The 19,945-nt window shown below is 63.2% G+C and carries 17 protein-coding genes and 2 tRNA genes; 8 read left to right on the plus strand and 11 right to left on the minus strand.

Annotated features, from left to right (window positions below; translation table 11 throughout):
- The first annotated feature begins 2 nt into the window (after window positions 1–2).
- From ku to F455_RS0110470, 4 genes are all read left to right on the plus strand, one after another.
- Complete coding sequence (gene ku / locus F455_RS0110455) at window positions 3–881, plus strand: non-homologous end joining protein Ku (RefSeq protein ID WP_018973234.1); 879 nt, start codon at window positions 3–5, stop codon at window positions 879–881.
- Window positions 882–1,015: 134 nt separating this feature from the next.
- Window positions 1,016–1,837 carry a tetratricopeptide repeat protein gene (locus F455_RS0110460; RefSeq protein ID WP_018973235.1) on the plus strand — a complete coding sequence of 274 codons (822 nt, stop codon included), beginning with the start codon at window positions 1,016–1,018 and terminating at the stop codon, window positions 1,835–1,837.
- A 220-nt stretch (window positions 1,838–2,057) separates the two neighbouring features.
- A tRNA-Ala gene (locus F455_RS0110465) sits at window positions 2,058–2,133 on the plus strand.
- Between the two features lie 49 nt (window positions 2,134–2,182).
- Window positions 2,183–2,258, plus strand: a tRNA-Glu gene (locus F455_RS0110470).
- 179 nt (window positions 2,259–2,437) lie between these two features.
- Here F455_RS0110470 and F455_RS0110475 read toward each other — a convergent pair.
- Genes F455_RS0110475 through F455_RS0110485 form a run of 3 tightly spaced genes read right to left on the minus strand, consistent with a single transcriptional unit; the run spans window position 2,438 to window position 5,549 of the window.
- Window positions 2,438–3,457 carry a YncE family protein gene (locus tag F455_RS0110475; protein ID WP_018973236.1) on the minus strand — a complete coding sequence of 340 codons (1,020 nt, stop codon included), beginning with the start codon at window positions 3,455–3,457 and terminating at the stop codon, window positions 2,438–2,440.
- A gap of 17 nt (window positions 3,458–3,474) precedes the next feature.
- Window positions 3,475–4,668, minus strand: a complete 1,194-nt coding sequence (chrA, locus tag F455_RS20520; protein ID WP_018973237.1) for a chromate efflux transporter — start codon at window positions 4,666–4,668, stop codon at window positions 3,475–3,477.
- On the minus strand, window positions 4,665–5,549 hold the full coding sequence (locus F455_RS0110485; protein ID WP_026293269.1) for a DUF1259 domain-containing protein: 885 nt from the start codon (window positions 5,547–5,549) through the stop codon (window positions 4,665–4,667). The genes chrA and F455_RS0110485 overlap by 4 nt, the downstream gene beginning before the upstream one ends.
- Before the next feature lie 361 nt (window positions 5,550–5,910).
- Between F455_RS0110485 and F455_RS0110490 the strand changes: the two genes are divergently transcribed.
- Window positions 5,911–7,626: an ankyrin repeat domain-containing protein gene (locus tag F455_RS0110490; RefSeq protein WP_018973239.1), complete on the plus strand. Its 1,716-nt coding sequence runs from the start codon at window positions 5,911–5,913 to the stop codon at window positions 7,624–7,626.
- 88 nt (window positions 7,627–7,714) lie between these two features.
- Here F455_RS0110490 and F455_RS20525 read toward each other — a convergent pair whose 3' ends face one another.
- Complete coding sequence (locus tag F455_RS20525) at window positions 7,715–8,302, minus strand: hypothetical protein (RefSeq protein WP_018973240.1); 588 nt, start codon at window positions 8,300–8,302, stop codon at window positions 7,715–7,717.
- Between the two features lie 78 nt (window positions 8,303–8,380).
- Entirely contained in the window at window positions 8,381–8,875 is a 495-nt protein-coding gene (gene tadA, locus F455_RS0110500; protein WP_018973241.1) for a tRNA adenosine(34) deaminase TadA, read from the minus strand.
- An 86-nt stretch (window positions 8,876–8,961) separates the two neighbouring features.
- On the opposite strand from tadA, the gene F455_RS0110505 reads away from it, so the two are divergent.
- Entirely contained in the window at window positions 8,962–10,005 is a 1,044-nt protein-coding gene (locus F455_RS0110505; protein ID WP_026293271.1) for a threonine aldolase family protein, read from the plus strand.
- Window positions 10,006–10,035: 30 nt separating this feature from the next.
- Here the strand turns inward: F455_RS0110505 and F455_RS0110510 are convergent, their stop codons facing one another.
- Window positions 10,036–11,049, minus strand: a complete 1,014-nt coding sequence (locus tag F455_RS0110510) for a zinc-binding alcohol dehydrogenase family protein (RefSeq protein ID WP_018973243.1) — start codon at window positions 11,047–11,049, stop codon at window positions 10,036–10,038.
- A 166-nt stretch (window positions 11,050–11,215) separates the two neighbouring features.
- Here F455_RS0110510 and F455_RS0110515 point away from each other — a divergent pair, with 166 nt between their 5' ends.
- Window positions 11,216–11,977 carry a sulfite exporter TauE/SafE family protein gene (locus F455_RS0110515; protein ID WP_018973244.1) on the plus strand — a complete coding sequence of 254 codons (762 nt, stop codon included), beginning with the start codon at window positions 11,216–11,218 and terminating at the stop codon, window positions 11,975–11,977.
- 25 nt (window positions 11,978–12,002) lie between these two features.
- Here F455_RS0110515 and guaA read toward each other — a convergent pair whose 3' ends face one another.
- Both guaA and guaB read right to left on the minus strand, forming a co-directional pair.
- Complete coding sequence (gene guaA, locus F455_RS0110520; RefSeq protein WP_018973245.1) at window positions 12,003–13,568, minus strand: glutamine-hydrolyzing GMP synthase; 1,566 nt, start codon at window positions 13,566–13,568, stop codon at window positions 12,003–12,005.
- A gap of 127 nt (window positions 13,569–13,695) precedes the next feature.
- Window positions 13,696–15,153, minus strand: a complete 1,458-nt coding sequence (gene guaB, locus F455_RS0110525) for an IMP dehydrogenase (RefSeq protein WP_018973246.1) — start codon at window positions 15,151–15,153, stop codon at window positions 13,696–13,698.
- A 115-nt stretch (window positions 15,154–15,268) separates the two neighbouring features.
- Here guaB and F455_RS0110530 point away from each other — a divergent pair, with 115 nt between their 5' ends.
- Complete coding sequence (locus F455_RS0110530) at window positions 15,269–17,122, plus strand: LTA synthase family protein (RefSeq protein WP_018973247.1); 1,854 nt, start codon at window positions 15,269–15,271, stop codon at window positions 17,120–17,122.
- Window positions 17,123–17,131: 9 nt separating this feature from the next.
- Here F455_RS0110530 and F455_RS0110535 read toward each other — a convergent pair whose 3' ends face one another.
- The 3 genes from F455_RS0110535 to F455_RS0110545 are packed head-to-tail and all read right to left on the minus strand — an operon-like array spanning window position 17,132 to window position 19,928.
- Complete coding sequence (locus F455_RS0110535; protein ID WP_018973248.1) at window positions 17,132–18,409, minus strand: TRAP transporter large permease; 1,278 nt, start codon at window positions 18,407–18,409, stop codon at window positions 17,132–17,134.
- Entirely contained in the window at window positions 18,406–18,945 is a 540-nt protein-coding gene (locus F455_RS20530; protein WP_018973249.1) for a TRAP transporter small permease, read from the minus strand. Before F455_RS20530 ends, F455_RS0110535 begins: the two co-directional genes overlap by 4 nt.
- Window positions 18,942–19,928, minus strand: a complete 987-nt coding sequence (locus tag F455_RS0110545) for a TRAP transporter substrate-binding protein (protein ID WP_033409876.1) — start codon at window positions 19,926–19,928, stop codon at window positions 18,942–18,944. Before F455_RS0110545 ends, F455_RS20530 begins: the two co-directional genes overlap by 4 nt.
- Between the last annotated feature and the right edge of the window lie 17 nt (window positions 19,929–19,945).

Below are 19,945 nucleotides of genomic sequence, written 5' to 3' on the forward strand. Positions count from 1 at the left end.
TCATGGGCGCTCGTTCGATAGGCAGTCTGACCATCTCCTTCGGTCTCGTGGCCATTCCCGTCAAGTTGTACTCGGCGACCGAAGCTTCGCGCACGATCTCGTTCAATCTGCTGCACAAGGATTGTGGCTCGCGCCTGCGCCAGCAGTATTTCTGCGCAAAAGAAGACGTACCTGTTGCGCGCGAGGACATGGTCAAAGGCTATGAATTCGCCAAGGATCAGTACGTGATGTTCACCCCGGAGGAAATGAAGGCGCTCGAGGAAGTCGGCACGCACGCCGCCGATATCAGCGAATTCGTGCCGATCGCCGCGGTTGATCCGGTCTACTTCGACAAGGCCTATTATCTCGCGCCCGACAAGGGCGGAGCCAAGCCGTATGCGCTGTTCGCCAAGGCGCTGCGCGAGTCCAAGCGCTGTGCGCTCGGCCGCTGGGCGACGCGCGGCAAGCAGTACATCGTCATGGTCCGTCCGGTCGAAGACGGCCTCGTCATGCAGCAGTTGCTCTATTCGGACGAGGTGCGCTCGATCAAGGACATCGACATTCCGGCGACCGACGTGCGCGACGGCGAGCTGAAACTGGCCAAGCAACTGATCGAGCAACAGTCCAGCGACCGCTTCAACCCTGCCGAGTACACCGACGACGTACGCGTGCGCATCGAAGCGGCGATCCAGAAGAAAGTCGAGGGCCAGGAAATCACCGTTGCCGACGCCCCCGAAGGCGGCGCCCAGGTAATCGATCTCATGGAAGCACTGCGCGCAAGCCTGGAAAAGAAAGGCGGTACGCCAAAGGCCGCGGACGAGAGCAAAGCACGCAAGCCGGCCAAGCGCGCGGAACGCGCCGAGCCGGCCGCAGCCGCCCCGCGCAAGAACGCGAAGAAGTAGTTGCCCTGCCGATCTCTCCCTCCGGGGAAGAGCCTGCTTTCAAGTGCTTCCGAGCGGGTGCATAGCAACGTGCAAGTCGCTTCGCTCCCGTCGCGCTGCGCGCGCAGACCTTCGCCTGTGCGAAATGTGAATTCATGTCCATCAAGGAAACCCCCAACGAATACGGTGTCGGCGACGTTGAAAAGTTGCTGGGCATCACGCGCAGCACCATACGCGTACTCATCGACGCCGGATTTGTCGCGCCAGCGCGTGGCGCGCGCGGGGCACTGCGCTTTTCGTTCCAGGACTTGATCCTGCTGCGCACCGCGCAGGCGCTGTCCGTAGCCCAAATCTCCAACCGCCGCATCGCCAAGTCGTTGCGCGAGCTGCGCAAGCAATTACCGGAGTCGATGCCGCTTTCCGGCCTGCGCATCGCCGCCGAAGCCGACCGCGTCGTCGTACGCGAGGGCAAGGCCCGCTGGCAGGCCGATTCGGGCCAGTATCTGCTCGCTTTCGACGGTCAACCCGAGGCGGGTAAGCTCGCCGTGATCGAGCGACAACCACTGCGGCGTGACGACGAAGATTGGTTCGAACGTGCCCTGAAACTCGAAAGCGAAAACGTCGATGCCGCGATCGAAGCCTACGAGCGCGCAATCGAAGCCGAGCCGGATCGCATCGAGGCAGCGCTCAATCTCGGGCGCCTGCTGCACGAGCACGGCCGCCTGGCACAAGCACAGCGCGTCTATCGCGAGGCGATCAAGCAGCGGGGTAGCGATGCGCTGCTCTGGTTCAACCTCGCGGTATTGCTCGAAGACCGCGGGCGCCGCGCCGACGCGATCAGCGCCTACAACGCCGCGCTGCGCCGCGATCCGCAGATGGCCGACGCGCACTACAACCTTTCCTTGCTGCACGATCACGCCGGCAGGAAACGCGAAGCGTTGCGGCACATGGCGCAGTATCGGCGACTGCTGAAATAGCCGCGTCCGACAGGACAACGAGTGTTGCCGCGTTGTGCCGACCCGATCGAAGCCACGCCGCAAGCGATTCCTCGTACCAAGCGCCTGGGCTTTGCGCAAAACAAATTTACCGCTATAATTTGCGGCTCCCTGAATCGGCATAGCCGTAAGGGGTAGCCGGGCGAATCTTCAATCCGCCCGGTCTCGCGGAATCCCTGGCCTTTCCGCGGGCGAATCAAGTGGGGCTATAGCTCAGCTGGGAGAGCGCCACAATGGCATTGTGGAGGTCATCGGTTCGATCCCGATTAGCTCCACCACTTGATCTTCGAAATTAGGGTTTGCATGCAAACCCACGGTTTTCTCGGCGTCCCCATCGTCTAGAGGCCCAGGACATCGCCCTTTCACGGCGGTAACGGGGGTTCGAATCCCCCTGGGGACGCCAATTCAAATTACTTAGATATACCGCAACATCATTGAAACCGCGCCACGGCGCGGTTTTTTCTTGCCCCTTGGCAACAGGGGACCCCTCCGCATCTTCAGCCGCCGCTGTATTCGCGCCGCGTTCCCCGACATCCATCACCGTCACGGCCGTTGATTCGGCGACTTGATTGCGGGAGCTGTCTAGGTTTTCGGCGCCATGATCCTCAGCACCGGCTTGCCGTCGAGATTTTTTAGCGGGAAATACACGCGATGCGTCGCCGGGTCGACGGCAACGACATGTGCGTTGGGTCCGAGCAGGGCTTCACCGACTTTCGCGGTCTTGTCGCCGGCGGTCGAGAGCACCGTCACGATTCCAGCCTCGCCCGCAACATAGAGCAGGCGCCGATCGGAATCCGAAGCGAGCACGTCCGGGTCTTCACCCACCTCGAAAGTTTCGACAACGCGTCTGGTTTCGAGATCGAGCACGAGCAGCTTGGCATTGCCCTCACAGGCAATATAGGCACGTCGCGATGAGGAATCGATGAGCAGGCCATGGTTGCCTTTGGCACCCGGCAGATCGATGCGGGCCACCACGCGATCCGTCGTCGGATCGATTTCCGCCAGTTGGCCGCGCGTCTGCACGTTGGCGAAGATATGTTTCGATCGGGAGTCATACTGAGTATTGCCGACTTCGCCGCCGAGTGGAATCGTGGCAATGCGCGTATTGGTCTTTACGTCGATGACGGTATCGGCGTCTCCGTGCTCATCCGAAACATAGAGCTTGTGAACTTCCGAGGCATAAGCCATTCCGTCGGGATAGACGCCACCAGGGATGTGCGCCTCGACCCGGAATGTCGTCTCGTCGATCACCATGACTTCGTTGCTGCCGGTCGCCGAAGCGTAGACCTTGCCCAACTCGGAAACCGCCAGAACGCCGTGCACCTGGCTGACAGCCGGAATACGAGTGATGACACTTTGCTTCTGCGTATCGAAGACCAACACTTCGCTGGCACCTAGGTGCGCGATGAACAACAAATGTCGGTCTGCGTCGTAGCTTTCGTAGTCAAAACGCGAGGTGTCGCCCGGCAGCGGCATATCCGCAACCGCAACGAGCGGCAACTTGCCAGCGCCTTCCGCGGCGAAGCCAGCGCTCGCTGTGAGGTAGAGCATGGCTCCAGCAAAGAAACGACGTTTGGAGTGGCGGATCATCAGATTCGGCATGGATGCGCTCCGCAAAATCACATCACGAAAACGCGGGCAAGACCGAGCAGCCCGCCACCCAGCACGACCACGACGACGTTGAGGCGCCATTTCCAGAAGGTGAGCAACGCGAACGCGAACAAGCCGAGCACGATCGTCAACACGTCGAGAGCGCCGTGCGGCATGAAGGCCGCCTGTGCAAGCGGAATCGAAATCGAGAACATCAGCCCGACCACGCCGCAGGTGACGCCTTTCAGGAATTGCTTCGCGCCGGGCTGAGTGGTCAGCCAATCCATCCAGCGTGCCGCGCCGAGCACGCAGACAAACGACGGCAGAAACAACCAGAACGTCGCCAACGAGGCGCCCGCCCACGGCGCGTCGACTCCCGCACCGGCGAGATAGCCGACGAATGTGCCGATCGAGATCAGCGGGCCCGGCGTCGTTTCGCCCAACGCCAAGGCATCGATCATCTGCGCGTCGGAAATCCACGCGTGATCGATTACTGCGCCCTGGCGGATGTACGGCAGCACCGCATAAGCACCACCAAACGAGAACAGCCCGATTTTGAGAAAGAACCAGGAAATCTCGGCAAGGCGTGCGCTCGCATCGGCGGCCTCGCTGCGTGTCGGCAACAGCCACAAAGCGAACGCAGCGGCGCTACCGGACAACGCGGTGCGATGCATCCACAAGACGTAGGCGATGCCGCATCCGAGCAGCACGCCGATGAAAGGGAGCCGCGCCAGATAGAATGCGGCGAATGCCGCGAGCGCAAGCGCCACCGAAACCGCGTCTTTCAACGTGGCTCGCGCAATGCGCACCAACGCAGCGAGCAACAAGGCCAACGCCACCGGTCGAAATCCCCACAATACGCCGAGCACCTCCGATGTCGTGCCGAAGCGGACATAGATCCAGGCGAGCGCGGTGAGCGTCAGATAACCTGGCAGGATGAACAGCACACCGGCGATCAATCCCGCGAAGTATCCCCTTCGCTTGTAGCCGAGATAAATCGCCAACTGCAGCGCTTCCGGTCCAGGCAGGATGTGACAGAAATTCAGCGCGCGCAGGAATTCCTCTTCGGTCAACCAGCGGCGTCGTTCGACCACGTCTAGATGCATCAAGCCGATTTGCCCCACTGGGCCGCCGAAAGCGAGCCAGCCGAGCTTGAGAAAATAGCTGAAGACCTCACCCAGGCTCGACTTGTTCACATCACCGCTCGCCTGAGCCTCGCTCACGGGTGTTGCGTCGCCAAGGCCGCCTTGAGTCCGGCTGCGAGGGCTTCCGCACGCCCCACGCCCCAGTAGTGCAGAAACAGTACCCGCGGTGACTCGCCGGCCATGTGCTGATGGATCGCGACAATATTGATGTCGGCCGCACGCAGCGCCTTCAGCACCGACTGCAGTTCGGATTCGAACATTGCAAAGTCGCCGTCGACGACGGCCTGGTCGCTGCTGCCCGCAAATGCGGCCCATGTGTTGACGCCCATTGCGTTGCCCATCTCGCTGCCGTGCATCTGCGTCTTACGACCGAACACGGCTTTGTAGACCCCAGCCTTGTAGTCACCTTTCGTGCCGAGCACAGCATCGAGCTTTGCCGCGTCGAGAGTGCTGTTGGCAGGATCGATGTCCGCTCGCGGCACCACGCCCTTGCCGCCGCTGGTCTCTTTGATCTTCGCAAAAACTTTGCCAACCGCTGCGGCGAGTGTCGCTTCGTCACCCATGCCGCCGATATGCATGAACATGACTTTCGGGTTGTCCCAGAAGAAATGGTTGTGCAGCGCAGTCACTTCGAGGCCGCTGTCGAGCGCCGCGCTCATCACGGGATTGACCTGATCTTCCAACACGACGGTGTCCCCCATCACGACCGTGTGATTACCTACCTTCTTGAATGCCGCCCAGGAAGTCAGGCCCATCGCTGGGGTCAGCTTCACTCCAGCGGCCGTCACCGCGAGATCGCTTCGCGGCACCGACACTTTGAAGACAGCTTCCTTTTCGTTGAGCGCCCCCTTGGCGCCAGTGAGCTCTTCGATCTTAGCTGTGTCAAAGGCGGCAGGAGGAGCTGCATCGACAGCTCCGGCGAGGAGACAAAACAGAAAAACAGGGACAATTTGAGTCAAGGGTCACCTAGCATTGAGTGTGGAAACCGACTACTGCACCAGCCTTCTATACGGCCTTTCCGCCTGAAGCAATGCATCATCATAGCTGCAGGATTCATCGACATGGCTCAGTTGGGTCGTGGTGAGCGCGATCCTGAGGCGGGGCGATATTTAGCGTGGGTTTCCTGCAGCCCCATTTCCTCATCAATCATAGCGTTGACAAAACACGGTACCCGCCGGAATACTCACAGGCAGCGCGCCATGGGGCGCCTCCAGTCCGCGGCAAGGGAGTTTACTCCCACCCATGCGATCGACCCGATCGTTCCATCCTTGCTTCCAGCCTGTGCGCAAGCGGACTTCAGGCGTTATCGGAAGGAAGGTCATGCAACGACAACTCTCGTCGAACAGCAATCTCGAAACACTGCGCAAGCAGGCGAAGTCCTGGCTGAAATCCTTGCGCGCGGGTGACGTGCAGGCGCGCGAGCGCCTGCATCGCGCATGGCCCGGCGCGCCTCGCGAGCCCGGCCTGCGCGACATGCAGCACGCGCTCGCACGCGAACACGATTTCGTCAGTTGGAGCGCGCTCAAGGAAGCGCTCGCCGAGCTGGCGTTCGCACCGAAAAATCTCGACGAGCAGGCCGCGGACTTTCTCGAGCTCGCCAGCCTCCACTACGGCATTCGCCCGGGCAGTTCGGATTGGGATCGAACCTTCGCGGATCATCCGTCGCGCTGGCTCTATGCCGCGCGCCTGCTCGCACGTCATCCCGCGATCGCCCATCACAGCATCCATACCGCCGCGATTTGCGGGGATCTCGCCGAAGTGCAGCGCATTCTTTCCAAACGGCCGTCCGCGGCGACCGAGAAAGGCGGCCGCGAAGGCTGGGAGCCGCTGCTGTTCGTCTGCTACGGCCGCTTGCCCGTGGCCGAAGCGGGCGCGAACGCCGTTGCGATTGCGACAGCATTGCTCGACGCGGGCGCAGCGGTGAACGTGTGCATGGACCAGGTCGACCCTGGTTTCTTCGCCCTCACCGGAGCGATCGGCGGCGGCGAATTTTCCCAACCGCCACACCCCCGGGCGCACGAGCTTGCCGCGTTGTTGATCGAACGCGGCGCCGATCCCTACAACCCGCAAGCACTCTATAACACCTCGCTCGGCGCAGACGATCTGTTCTGGCTCGAGTACCTGTACGACCTTAGCGAACGCCGCGGCGAAGCCGGCCGATGGTCGACACCGTCGTCGCAGTGGCCGCAGAGCGGAATGCTGGACTATCTGCTCGGCAACGCCGTCAACCGCAACCAGCTCGCGCGCGCGGCGTGGTTGCTCGCGCACGGTGCCCATCCTCAGGGAAGCAACTACTACTCCAAGCGTCCGCACCACACCGAAGCGTTGCTCCGTGGCTATACAGAGATGGCCGATCTGCTCGCGCAACATGGCGCCAGCGCACAACCGCTGGGTGATCACGAAGCGTTTATCGCGGCCTGTGCGTGCGCCGACCTGGAGAACGTGCGGCACTTTGCGCACAAGCATCCCGAATTCCTCGACGACCCCACGGCACTGATCCAGGCGGCGGAGCAGCAGCGGGCGGATATTGCCACCCTGCTCCTCGATCTGGGCATGTCGCCCGACGTTCGCCGCGAGGACAATTTCCGCCCGCTGCACGCCGCGGCGATGGCCGGTGCCGAAGACGTGGCGCGGCTTCTCCTCCAGCGCGGCGCGGAAATCGACCCGATCGAGACGCGATTCGGCGGCGTGCCGCTGGGTTGGGCATTGCACGGCGGCCAACCGGGCACGATCGCCTTGCTCGGCGGTCTCAGCCGCTGCGCTTGCTGCCTGGTGGAGATGGGCAACCTGGATCGCCTGCGCGAATTATTCGAAGCCGAACCGCAACTTGCCCAAGAGGTGGACAAGCACGGCTCGCTGTTCTTTCACTTGCCGGATGACGAAGACGTCGCCATCGACATCGCGGAACTGCTCCTCGCCCATGGAGCGAATCCCGAGCTCAGGAATGCCGAAGGGCACAACGCGATCGACGAGTTCGAAAAACGCGGATGCCCCGACCTTGTGGAGACTCTGCGTTCGCGCACTCGCGCAAACTGAGGAGCTTCGCAAAGCACAGCGAACTAGCAGACGCGGAAAAGGCCAGCGACGAGCTGGCCTTTTCCGGCACGCACGGAAGAAGAAACTTCTACAGTCCGGCGATATGCACCCTGGCCTTGGGCTGCGCCTTCGGCCCGGGCACCATGTTGGCGCGCATCTGCTTCAGTTCGGCCGCGTCGTGGAAATCGACATAGGGAGTCAAGTCGAGGGTGTCGGGCACCTTGCTGAGGTTTTCGTCACCGATCACCTTGATGTACGTTTCCATGAACTCGTTGTAGGCGTCCCAGGTGACGCCTTCGGCGCGCACGGCGGCCTGCTCGGCGTGCAGCGCGATCTGGTGCGAGGTCAGGTAGTGCATGCCGAGCAACTGGATCAGCGATTTCTCGACCGCCTCGTGCACGACCAGGAATCGGTCTGTGTTCACGCGCTTGCCGCGGTAGACGAAACTCCTGGGCATGTGCCGGTCGATGAAGATCGTGTGGCCGTCGAGGCTGTAGCCGGCGAGGTAGGGAATATCGAAGCTACGGTTGAGGTGGACGCGCGCGATGATGGACTTCATCGCTTTGTCCATCATCTCCTTGCCAATCACCCACTCGGGCCAGTGCGATTTGTAGTGCTTTCTGGTCACCGGCGCGAGCGCCTTGTCGAGCTTCGGATGCCGTCTGGTGCCGTGCATGACTCCCCTCCTCCGTACCGGTTTGCGCAAGGCGCAGCCTAGCGCAGGTCTTGTTGGAATTTCCCAATCCGACCGTGTTCAACTACGGCGCTGGCGAAAGAAACCTCGCAACATCGCGCCCGCTTCCTCGCCGAGCAGGCCGCCGGAAACGGCAACACGATGGTTGTGCAGCGGCGACAGCAGCGTATCGAAGACGCTGCCGGCCGCGCCGGTCTTCGGATCGGTCGCGGCGTAGACGACCCGTCCCACGCGCGCATGCACGATTGCACCCGCGCACATGACACAGGGCTCCAAAGTCACGTACAGCGTAGATCCCGGCAGGCGATAGTTACCCTCGCGCGCACCCGCATCGCGCAGCGCGACGATTTCGGCATGCGCGCTCGCATCGTTGCCGCTGATGCTGCGATTCCAGCCTTCGCCGATGATCGCACCGCCGCGCACGAGCACGGCGCCGACCGGCACCTCCTCGTGTGCGTCGCGCGCATGCGCGGCGAGTTCGAGCGCGCGACGCATGTGGGCGATGTCGTTCGAGTCGAACATCGGCGGCGATGAAAGCGGGAGGTCGGTGGACATGCCGGGATTTTAGCAGTCGTGCACGCGTGGATTCGTTGTCCATGTCCGCGCAGATGCGATACTTTGCCACCCCGCCGGAGGTTTTCATGTCTGCATCGAACCAGAATTTCGCCAGCGACAATGTCGTCGGCGCCTCGCCCGAAATCCTTGCCGCCGTCGCCGCGGCCAATGGCGGCGCACAAGCCTCCTATGGTGCGGACGAGTATTCGCGGCGCGTCGAAAACAAGCTTCGCGATGTCTTCGAAACCGATCTCGACGTGCTCCTGGTTGCGACCGGTTCTGCGGCCAATGCGCTGTCACTCGCGGCGATGACGCCGCCCTGGGGCGGCGTGCTTTGTCACGAGGAAAGCCACATCAGCAACGACGAATGCGGCGCACCGGAGTTCTACAGCGGTGGCAGACTGCTCGTCTTGGGCGGTGCTGGCGCGAAGCTCGATCCCGTTGCGCTGAAAACGCATTCGCTCGCGAAGATCGGCGATGTGCACTGCACCCAGCCGACCTGCGTGGGCATCTCGCAGGTAACCGAACTCGGCACCGTCTACTCGCTGGCCGAGTTGCGTGCCATCGGTGCGGTTTGCCGCGAGCGCAAATTCCGCCTGCATATGGACGGAGCGCGTTTCGCCAACGCGCTCGCCGCGCTCGGCTGCACGCCGGCGGAGATGACCTGGAAGTCCGGCGTCGACGTGCTTTCCTTCGGCGCGACGAAGAACGGCGCACTCGCGGCCGAAGCGATCGTCGTGTTCGACCGCAGCCTCACCGAGGAATTGGCTTACCGCCGCAAGCGTGGCGGCCACCTGCTGTCGAAGATGCGCCTGATCGCGGCGCAAATGGACGCCTATCTCGCCGACGATCTGTGGTTGCACAACGCACGCCATGCCAACGCGATGGCGCGGCGCCTGGCTGACGGCTTGCGCGGCGTTCCGGGAATCGTCGTACACGACGGCTGCGACGCGAATATTCTGTTCTGCACTCTGCCGCAATCGATCAACGACGGCTTGCATGCGCAGGGTTTTCACTTCTACGGGGACCGTTGGGGCCCTGGAGTGGTCCGCCTCGTGACTTCATTCGCCACCCAGGCCGCCGACGTGGACGCGTTCATTGCGGCCGCGAGGAGCCTGAGCTCGAGTTGACCTTCGCCGCAGAACGGCGAGAGCGCAGGATCAAAACCCCTCGAGCACGATCTTGCCGCGCGAGGTGCCGCTTTCGAGCAGCGCGTGCGCGCGCTTGAGGTTGGCCGCGTTGATCGTGCCGAAATGCTCGGCGACCGTGGATCGGATCACGCCGCGATCGACCAGTTGCGCGACACGGCGCAGGATCTCGCCCTGTCGCGCGAACTGCGGCGTGCGGAACGTCGAGCGCGTGAACATCGATTCCCAGTGCAGCGACAGCGACTTGCGTTTGAACGCGAGCACGTCGAGCGATTTCGGATCGTCAATCAACGCAAACTGGCCCTCGGCTTCGAGCAGGTCGGGAATCTGCTGCAGGTAGTCGTCTGTGTGAGTGATGCTGATCGCCGCGCTGACCTGCGCTATCCCGATCGCCTTCAATCCCTCGGCCAGCGGCTTGGCGTGATCGATCACATATTGCGCGCCGAGTTCGCGCACCCAGTCGCGGGTCGCCTGACGCGAAGCTGTGCCGATAATGGTCCAGCCAGTAAGCCTGGTCGCGAGCTGGATGAGGATCGAGCCGACCCCGCCGCCAGCGCCGATCACAAGCAGCGTGTTGTCGCGTGTCGGATCGGCGGTTTGCACCTTGAGCCGGTCGAACAGCAGTTCCCAGGCGGTGACCGATGTCAGCGGCAACGCCGCCGCGGCGGCGTAGTCGAGACTGGTGGGCATCGGCCCGACGATGCGCTCGTCGACGAGCTGCAGCTCGCTGTTGCTACCTGCACGCGTCACGTCACCCGCGTACCAAACCTTGTCGCCCGGCTTGAATTTGCTCGTCTTCGCACCGACCGCGCGCACCACACCTGCCGCATCCCAGCCGAGTACGCGCGGCTGGCCATCGGTCGAAGCCGCGCGCATGCGCACCTTGGTATCGACCGGATTGACTGACACGGCCTTGACCTCGACCAGCAGGTCGAAATCGCCCGGCACCGGCTCGACGATATCCAGATCGAGCAGCGAGTCTGCTTGATCGATCGGAAGGGAATGGAAATAACCTATGATTTTCATTTTGTTACCTGACATTCTTCACTCGATTGTGAGTTTGGAAAGCACGCGGCGGCATATGCAAATTCCCGCGGATTGTTGGATGCGGCAGTCATAGTCTACGAGCATCGCATAAGCGATTTTGCGCCACGATGCCCGAACGATGCCCGATCTGCATTCCCAAAGCGCCATGTACACCCTCTGCGGCTTGCTCGTCGGCCTGCTCGTGGGGTTCACCGGCGTCGGTGGCGGCTCGCTGATGACGCCCATGCTCGTGCTGCTTTTCGGCTTCAACCCGGCCACGGCGGTAGGCACGGACCTGCTCCATGCCGCAATCAGCAAAGCCTGCGGTACTGTTGTTCATGGCCGCAATGCGACGGTCGATTGGCGCATCGTCGGCCGCCTGGCCAGCGGTTCGATTCCCGCGACGATCGCGACGATCCTGTTGCTGCGCTATCTGGATCTCGGCGGCCACGGCAGTGGTCGCCTGATCGGAGGCATGCTCGGCGTGGCGCTGATCGCGACCGCAGCCAGTCTGCTTTTCCGCGGGCGCATTCTCGATGCATTCGCGCGATCCGCGGAACGCCTGAGCGAAGAGCAAGTTCGCCGCCTGACCATCGCACTCGGCTTGCTGCTCGGCGTGCTCGTTTCGCTGACATCGGTCGGTGCCGGCGCGCTCGGCATGGTCGCGCTGCTGTCGCTCTACCCGAAAGCGCCGTCCGCACGCCTCGTCGGCACCGACATTGCCCATGCCGTGCCACTGACGCTGGTTGCCGGGCTCGGCCACTGGTATCTCGGCAGCGTCGACTGGACTTTACTTGTGTCGCTGCTGCTGGGCTCGCTGCCGGGCATCGTGATCGGCAGCCAACTGACCGGGTATGTACCGGATCGGATCCTGCGGCCCATTCTCGGAACCGCGCTGGTGGCCGTCGGTGCGCGCCTGATCGTCTAGCAGCCGGCGCCTCCGCGGCACCGGCTCACTCCCACTCAATCGTCGCCGGCGGCTTGCCGCTGATATCGTAAACTACGCGAGAAATACCACGTAATTCATTGATTATCCTGTTTGAAACCTTGCCGAGAAAATCATAAGGCAAGTGCGCCCAGTGTGCGGTCATGAAATCGATTGTCTCGACTGCGCGTAGGGATACCACCCACTCATAAGCACGCGCGTCGCCGACCACGCCCACGGATTTGACCGGCAGGAACACCGCGAAGGCCTGGCTGACCTGGTCGTATAGACCGGCTTTGCGCAGCTCTTCGATGAAGATCGCGTCGGCCCGTTGCAGCAGTTCGACGTACTCGCGCTTCACCTCGCCGAGCACACGCACGCCGAGGCCCGGACCAGGGAACGGGTGGCGGTAGACCATCTCGCGCGGCAGTCCCAATTCCACGCCGAGGCGGCGCACTTCGTCCTTGAACAACTCGCGCAGCGGCTCGACCAGGCCGAGCTTCATGTCTTCGGGCAGGCCACCGACGTTATGGTGACTCTTGATGACGTGCGCCTTGCCGGTCTTGCTGCCAGCGGACTCGATCACGTCCGGGTAGATCGTGCCCTGAGCCAACCACTTCGCGTTAGTGAGCTTGTGCGATTCTTCGTCGAAGATTTCGACAAAAAGATTGCCGATAATCTTGCGTTTGGCTTCGGGATCGCTGACGCCTTTCAGCTTGGCGAAATAGCGATCCGCCGCGTTCACGCGGATCACCTTGACGCCCATGTGCTCGGCAAACATCGCCATGACCTGGTCGCCCTCGTGCCAGCGCAGCAGGCCGGTGTCGACGAAGACGCAGGTGAGCTGCTTGCCGATCGCACGATGCAAGAGTGCCGCGACGACCGACGAGTCGACGCCGCCGGACAGACCGAGGATTACCTCGTCGCTGCCGACCGCCGCACGCACGCGCGCGATCTGGTCGTCGATGATGTTCGCTGCGGTCCACAGCGCCGCACAGCCGCAGATGTCGACGACGAAGCGGCGCAGCAATGCCATGCCCTGCTTCGTGTGCGTGACTTCCGGATGGAATTGCACGCCATACCAGCGTTTGGCCTCATTCGCCATCGCGGCGACGGGGATGCGATCGGTCACGGCCGTGACGACGAAACCCGGTGGCGCCTTGGCGACGTGATCGCCATGACTCATCCAGACGTCGAGCTTTTTCGCGCCGGCATGATCGCTCAAACCGTTGAGCAGCGAATCCTTCGCGATCACATCGACCTGCGCGTGACCGAACTCGCGCGCATCGGCCGCCTCGGTTGCGCCGCCGAGCTGCGCGGCGAGGGTCTGCAGGCCATAACAGATGCCGAGGATTGGCAGATTCGCGTCGAACACCTGCTGCGGTGCCTTCGGCGCGCCTTGCAGTGTCGTCGATTCAGGGCCGCCGGAAAGGATGATGCCCTTGGCACCGAATTTGGCGATCTCGGCCGGATCATGGTCCCATGCCCAGATCTCGCAATAGACGCCGATCTCGCGGATGCGCCGCGCGATCAGCTGCGTGTACTGCGCGCCGAAATCGAGAATGAGGATTTTGTCGGTGTGGATGTTTTGCATGCTTCGCTCCCCTCTCCTCCCGGGAGAGGGGCCGGGTGTGAGGGTCCGGGTTCACTCAGCCTCTCACGGGACGAGCCCTCATCCGGCGCTTTGGTGACGCGGCTTCTCCAGACCGGAGAAGGAAGAATCAATCCATTCGGTAATTCGGTGCTTCCTTCGTGATCGCCACGTCATGCACATGCGACTCGCGCACGCCGGCGCTCGTGATGCGCACGAATTGCGGCTTCGCGCGCATCTCGTCGATCGTCGCGCAGCCGACGTAGCCCATCGCCGAGCGCAAACCGCCCGACAGCTGATGGATAATCGAGCGCAGCGGCCCGCGGTAAGGCACGCGGCCTTCGATGCCCTCGGGCACGAGTTTGTCCGGGTCGGCTTCGTCCTGGAAATAGCGATCCTTCGAGCCCTTCTGCATCGCGCCCAGGGATCCCATTCCACGGTAAGACTTGTAGCTACGTCCTTGATAAAGCTCGACTTCTCCTGGCGCTTCCTCGGTGCCGGCGAACATGCCGCCGATCATGACGCAGTTCGCCCCGGCGGTCAGCGCTTTGGCGATATCGCCCGAATAGCGGATGCCGCCGTCGGCGATCAGGCAGGCGCCGCTGTCCTTGATCGCTTCGGCGACCATGGCCACGGCGGAGATCTGCGGCACGCCGACGCCGGCGACGATACGCGTCGTGCAGATCGAACCGGGGCCGACACCGACCTTGACCGCATCCGCGCCAGCGTCGACCAGCGCCTTGGCCGCGTCACCCGTGACGATGTTGCCGCCGATCACCTGCATCTGCGGGAAGTTCTTCTTCACCCAGCGCACGCGGTCGAGCACGCCCTGCGAGTGGCCGTGCGCGGTGTCGACGATGACGACGTCGACGCCCGCATCGAGGAGCGCGCCGACGCGCTCCTCGGTATCGCCGCCCGTACCGACCGCCGCGCCGACGCGCAGACGCTCGTGCTGGTCCTTGGCCGCGTTCGGGTTGTCGTGCGCCTTCTGGATGTCTTTGACCGTGATCAGGCCGCGCAGCTCGAAGCCGCCGTTGACGACGAGCACCTTCTCGATGCGGTGCTTGTGCAGCAGGCGCAGCACTTCGTCCTCGCTCGCACCTTCATTCACCGTGACGAGCTTGTCCTGCTTGGTCATGATGTTCCTGACCGGATCGTCGAGCTCCTTCTCGAAGCGCAGGTCGCGGCTGGTGACGATGCCGACGAGCTTGTCGCCGTCGACCACGGGCACGCCGGAGATGTTGTGCGCGCGTACGAGCTTGAGCACGTCGCGGATCGACGTCGTCGGCGTAACCGTGATCGGGTCGCGGATCACGCCAGCCTCGAACTTCTTCACCAGGCGCACTTCGGCCGCCTGCTGCTCGATCGTCATGTTCTTGTGAATGATGCCGATGCCGCCGCACTGCGCCATCGTGATGGCGAGGCGCGCTTCGGTCACGGTATCCATCGCGGCCGAGAGGATCGGGATGTTGAGCTGGATGTTGCGGGTCAGGCGCGTAGCCAGGGAAACGTCGCGCGGCAGCACGTTCGAGTAGGCGGGAACGAGCGAGACGTCGTCGAAGGTCAAAGCTTCGGTAAGGATGCGCATGGGTGCGGGGGAAGCCCAAGCCGGTAAACCCGTTATTATACCGATTTACCCTCGGCATCGCATGGCATTTTCGCCAGCGCAGCCGCTTCGTCCCTTCCGCTGTCGTCAGGTTCCAATGCCCAAGCCCTATTCCGCATTTCGCTCTGTCGCCGCCGAACAATCGCGGCGCAAGGGCCTGGTCGGTGCGGCGCTGCTCGTGGTTTTCATGCTGATCCTGGCCGGCCTGCGCGGCCTCGCGCTCGTCGGCATCGCCACCGGCTTGACCGACTGCGCGTGGTGCATGGGCGCGACCGCGATCCAGCAGGACGCGGGCATTCTCGCCCTGTTGCTTGCCTTCACCGGCTTGTCACTGCTGAGCGCGCGTTACTGGCTGCAACTGCCGTGGCTGCTGCTCAGCGCGCTGCTGCTGCTCGCCTACGCGCTCGACGCGATCCTGCTCAAGACGCTGGTGCAACACCTCTACTGGCTCGACGTCGTCAAATTCGGCAAGGAGCTCGATGCGATCGGCCGTTTCGGCAACGTGCTGCTCGCTTCGAACACGGGCAAGCTCATGCTTGTCGGCGTGCTCGCCGGCATCGCAGTGCTCACGCTCGCCCTGTTGCCGCGGCCACGACGGCCGCGCCTCGCCCTCGCCTGCTTTGCCACTGCCGGCCTGTGCTTTCTCGTCGGACTGTGGAGCCCGATGACGATGAAGTACATCAACTACCCGCTGCTGCAGAACTTCATCGCCGCGAACCTCGCCGACAGCGTCGATCGCCACTACAGCGCGGCCTATGCCGACGCGCTGCGCAAGCAATACGTGCCGCCCGCGCCGATCTGCGAGGCGGGCCGCAGCCTGCGCCCGAACGTCATTGTCATCGCCGTCGAATCGCTGTCGATGTACCACAGCAAGCTGTTCGGCGGCGGCGACGACACGCCGCATCTCGATGCTATCGCGCGCGACAACGCGTATTTCCCCGACTTCATCGCCAACGGTTTCACCACCGACAGCGGGCTCATCGCGATGATCACCGGCAAGCCGCCGATCCCGACCCTCGGCCGCTACCAGAGCGCCGAAGCCTTCGCCGGATTCGAGAGTGCACAAGGCGCCCTGCCCGACATCGTGCATGCATATGGTTACACGACGCATTTCTTCACCACGGGCGACCTCGGTTTTCTCGACAAGACGAAATGGCTCAAGGGTCTCGGCTTCGATTCCTGGGAAGGCGCCGAGCAGCCGTTCTACAACGGCTGGAAGCGCCGTCATTTCAACGCGGCCGAGGACAAGGCGCTGTACCAGCGTTTCCTGCAGTGGCTCGATGCGCGCAAAGACGACTCTTCCCCGTGGCTGGCCTTCATCCTCACCGTGTCGACGCATCCGCCATTCGTCAATCCGGAGAACGAAAGCCTCGATGAAACCGGCGCGTTCCGCTACGCCGACAAACAGATCGGCATGCTCTACGACGAACTCGCCAAGCGCGATTTCTTCCGCAACGGCGTGTTGATGATTTCCGGGGATCATCGCAGCATGACGCCATTGTCCGCGACCGAGCTTGCACGCTTCGGCGACAGTGCGCTCGCACGCACGCCCTTTGTCATTGCCACGCAACTGCCGATCACTCGAGGTGCAGTCGCCGGCAAATTCCAGCAGGCCGATATCGCGCCGTCGATCGCCGAGTTGCTCGGCGACCGCGCCTGCCGCAAGATCGACCAGGGCACGTTTCTGAGCCAGCCGCCGCAGCCCGCGCAATACGTCGCCCATGCGCGCGGCGACCGTCGCAACCAGATCGACATCTACTTCGACGGCAAGCAGGCGGACCTCGTGCTGGCCGGCGATGAGTCGAACTGGATCGGGCCGAAGCCGGACAACTGGAAGCAGATCATGGACAGCATCGCGCTCGACCGCATCGGCCGCGGCACCGCGGACGAGAACTTCCTCGATCTGATGATCAACGCGCGCGCGCCGCAGCCCGCGCCTTCATCGAACTGATTCGTGGCGCTAGCGCACCAGCGCCAGGGAAAGCTCGGGCACGTAGGTGATGATCAGCACACACAGCATCAGCAACGCATAGAACGGCAGGCAGGCGTGGATGATCGTCGTCGCCGGCTGATGGAAACGGGCGGCGGCGATGAAGATGTTCATCCCGGCCGGCGGCAGGAAGATGCCGATCTGCAGGTTGGCAAGGAAGATGATGCCGAGGTGGGTCGGATCGACGCCGTAGTGGATCGCGATCGGCAGCACCAGCGGCACGAGGATGATGATCGCCGGGAAGCCTTCAAGCAGCATGCCGAACACGAGCAGGAACGCGTTGAGCACGAGCAGGAAGCCGAGCTTGCTCGTGATGCCGGCCTGCAGCCATGCGAACAGTTGTTCTGGCACGTCCGCGTCGATCAGCCAGTTGGTCAGTGCGAGCGAGAAGCCGAGCACGATGAGGATCGCGCCGACGAGCAGCATCGCCTCGCGGATCACGCGCGGCAGTTCGACGAGTTTGATTTCGCGCCGGATCAGCACGGTGACGATGAGCACGTAGAGCGCCGTCGCCGCCGCGGCTTCGGACGGCGCGAGCTTGCCCGAAAACACGCCGGCGAGCACGAGTACCGGCAACGGCAATTCCCAACCGGCGTCCTTGACCGCCGCCCACAGCTCGCCCTTAGGCGCTTTCGACGGGCGCGGCAGGTCACGCGCTTGCCATGCGCTGTACACCGCCAGCACCGTGATCATCAGCAAGGTCGGCAACAGGCCCGCCTTGAACAAGGCATCGATCGCCACCGGCGGCGTCGTGTGGAACTGCTGGGCGACGACGCCGTAGAGGATCAGCGGCATCGACGGCACGAGCAGCAAGCCGAGACTGCCCGATGCGGTCAACAGGCCAAGCGAAAAGCGCTCGCCGTATTGCGCCTGGCGCAGCGCCGGATAGAGCACGGCGCCGAGCGCGACGAGAGTGACGCCGGTCGCACCGGTAAACGCGGTGAAGAACGCACAGGCGCAGATCGAGACGATCGCCAAACCACCCGGCAACCAGCCTACGAGCGCGTTGGAAAGTCGCACGAGGCGGCGCGGTGCCTGGCTTTCCGCGAGCAGGTAGCCGGCCAGCGTGAACAGCGGAATCGCGATCAATGCCGGCATGTCGGCGAGGCGATAGAACTCGATCGCGACCGCCGTGCCCGGCTGGCCCGACGCAGAAAAGCCGAGCAGTGCGATCGCCGCGATCAGCACGAACAGCGGCGCGCCGAGCGCGGCGAGAATGACCAGAACACCGGCGATCAACCAGATCATCGCGCCGGCCCTTCATCGCCGGCGTCAACGCGGCCGGCGTCATGCAGCAATTCGGGCGCGGACAATCCCGGTACGTGTGACGGTGTAGCGAAGGCGCGCAACACGAATCGCACGGCCATCAAACCGAAGCCTATCGGCAGGATGCTTTCGAGCAACCAGTTTGGCACGCCGAATTCCGATTTTGCGCCGCCATCGAGATCGACGCCAACTAGACCACATCCGTACCACGCCAGCGCCGCGCAAATTCCGGCGGCGGACAATAACGTCAGCACGCGCGCCGCGCGTTGCGCAGCGGAAGGCAGAAAGCGTTGCAGCACGTCTACGGCGATATGCTTGTCGTCGCGCACCGCGGCGAGCGCACCGAGCATCGCTGTCCATACGACCAGCGTGCGCAGGAACGGATCGGCCCAGGAGAAGCCGCCGCCGAATGCATTGCGCATGAAAATCTGCGCACCGGCCAGGGCGACAAGGACCAGCACGAGAACGGTCAGAACACCGTTCTCGATGCGGTGTAGCCAGCGCACCCAGCTCGTCACTTGCGCGCTTCGTCGAGCGCCTTGTTCACCGCGGCAGCAAGCTCGGGCGAAATACCGCCCACGCCGGTCAGATTCTTGCGCGCGTCGGCGCCGATCGAATCCCAGTCCTTGCGCTGCTCTGCGTTCTGCGGTGTGATTGCCACGCCCTGCCCCTGCAGCGCCGTGCGCGCTTGAGCGTTGTCCGTGCGCGCGCCCTTCTCGATGCGCGCGAACGCGGCGCCGACTTCGTCGTCGAGCACCTTCCGGTCTTCGGCGCTGAGCGCGTCGTAGGCCTTCTTGTCGATCGCGAGATAGCCCATGACGTACATCAGCGGCAGGTCGAGCATGTGCTTGACCTTGGTGTGCCACTGGAATGCGATCGCACCGGCCGTCGTGCTCGCGGCCGCATCGATGAGGCCGGTCTGCAGGCTCGTGTAGACGTCGGCAATCGGCAGCGGAATCGGGGTCACGCCGGCCGCCTTGAACGCGATCTCGGCGACGCGATCACCCTGCGGCACCCACACCTTCGCCGCCTTGAGCGTGTCCTTGTCGTGGATGTCGTTGACGCTGAACAGGTAGGCGAAGCCGCCGCCGGCCATGCCCGGCACGACGAAGCCGGCCTTCTCGAAGCTCGCCTTGAGCTGCGCGTCGATCTTGGCGCGCACCTTGTCGACTTCATCCTCGCTGCGGAACTGGAACGGCTGGCTGTAGACGTTCGCGTCCGGCGTGATCGACGCGGCTTCGCCGCCGGTGAACGCCGCGCCCTGCAGCTGACCGATTTTGATCTTGCGCAATACGGTTGCGTTGTCGCCCATCACGCCGCCGGGATAGAACTTGATCTCGACCCGGTCGGACGTCTTCGTCTTCACCGCCTCGGCGGCGGCGCGCATTTCCTTCATCCACGCCGTGCCGTCGGGCGCGATCGTCGCGATCTTGATCGGCGCGGCGTTCGCCAGCGTGCAGGCAAGGGAAAGGATCGATGCGAACAATGCAGTCTTTTTCATTTGTGTACCTTTATACG

Source organism: Rudaea cellulosilytica DSM 22992, assembly GCF_000378125.1.
GTDB classification, from domain to species: Bacteria; Pseudomonadota; Gammaproteobacteria; order Xanthomonadales; family Rhodanobacteraceae; genus Rudaea; species Rudaea cellulosilytica.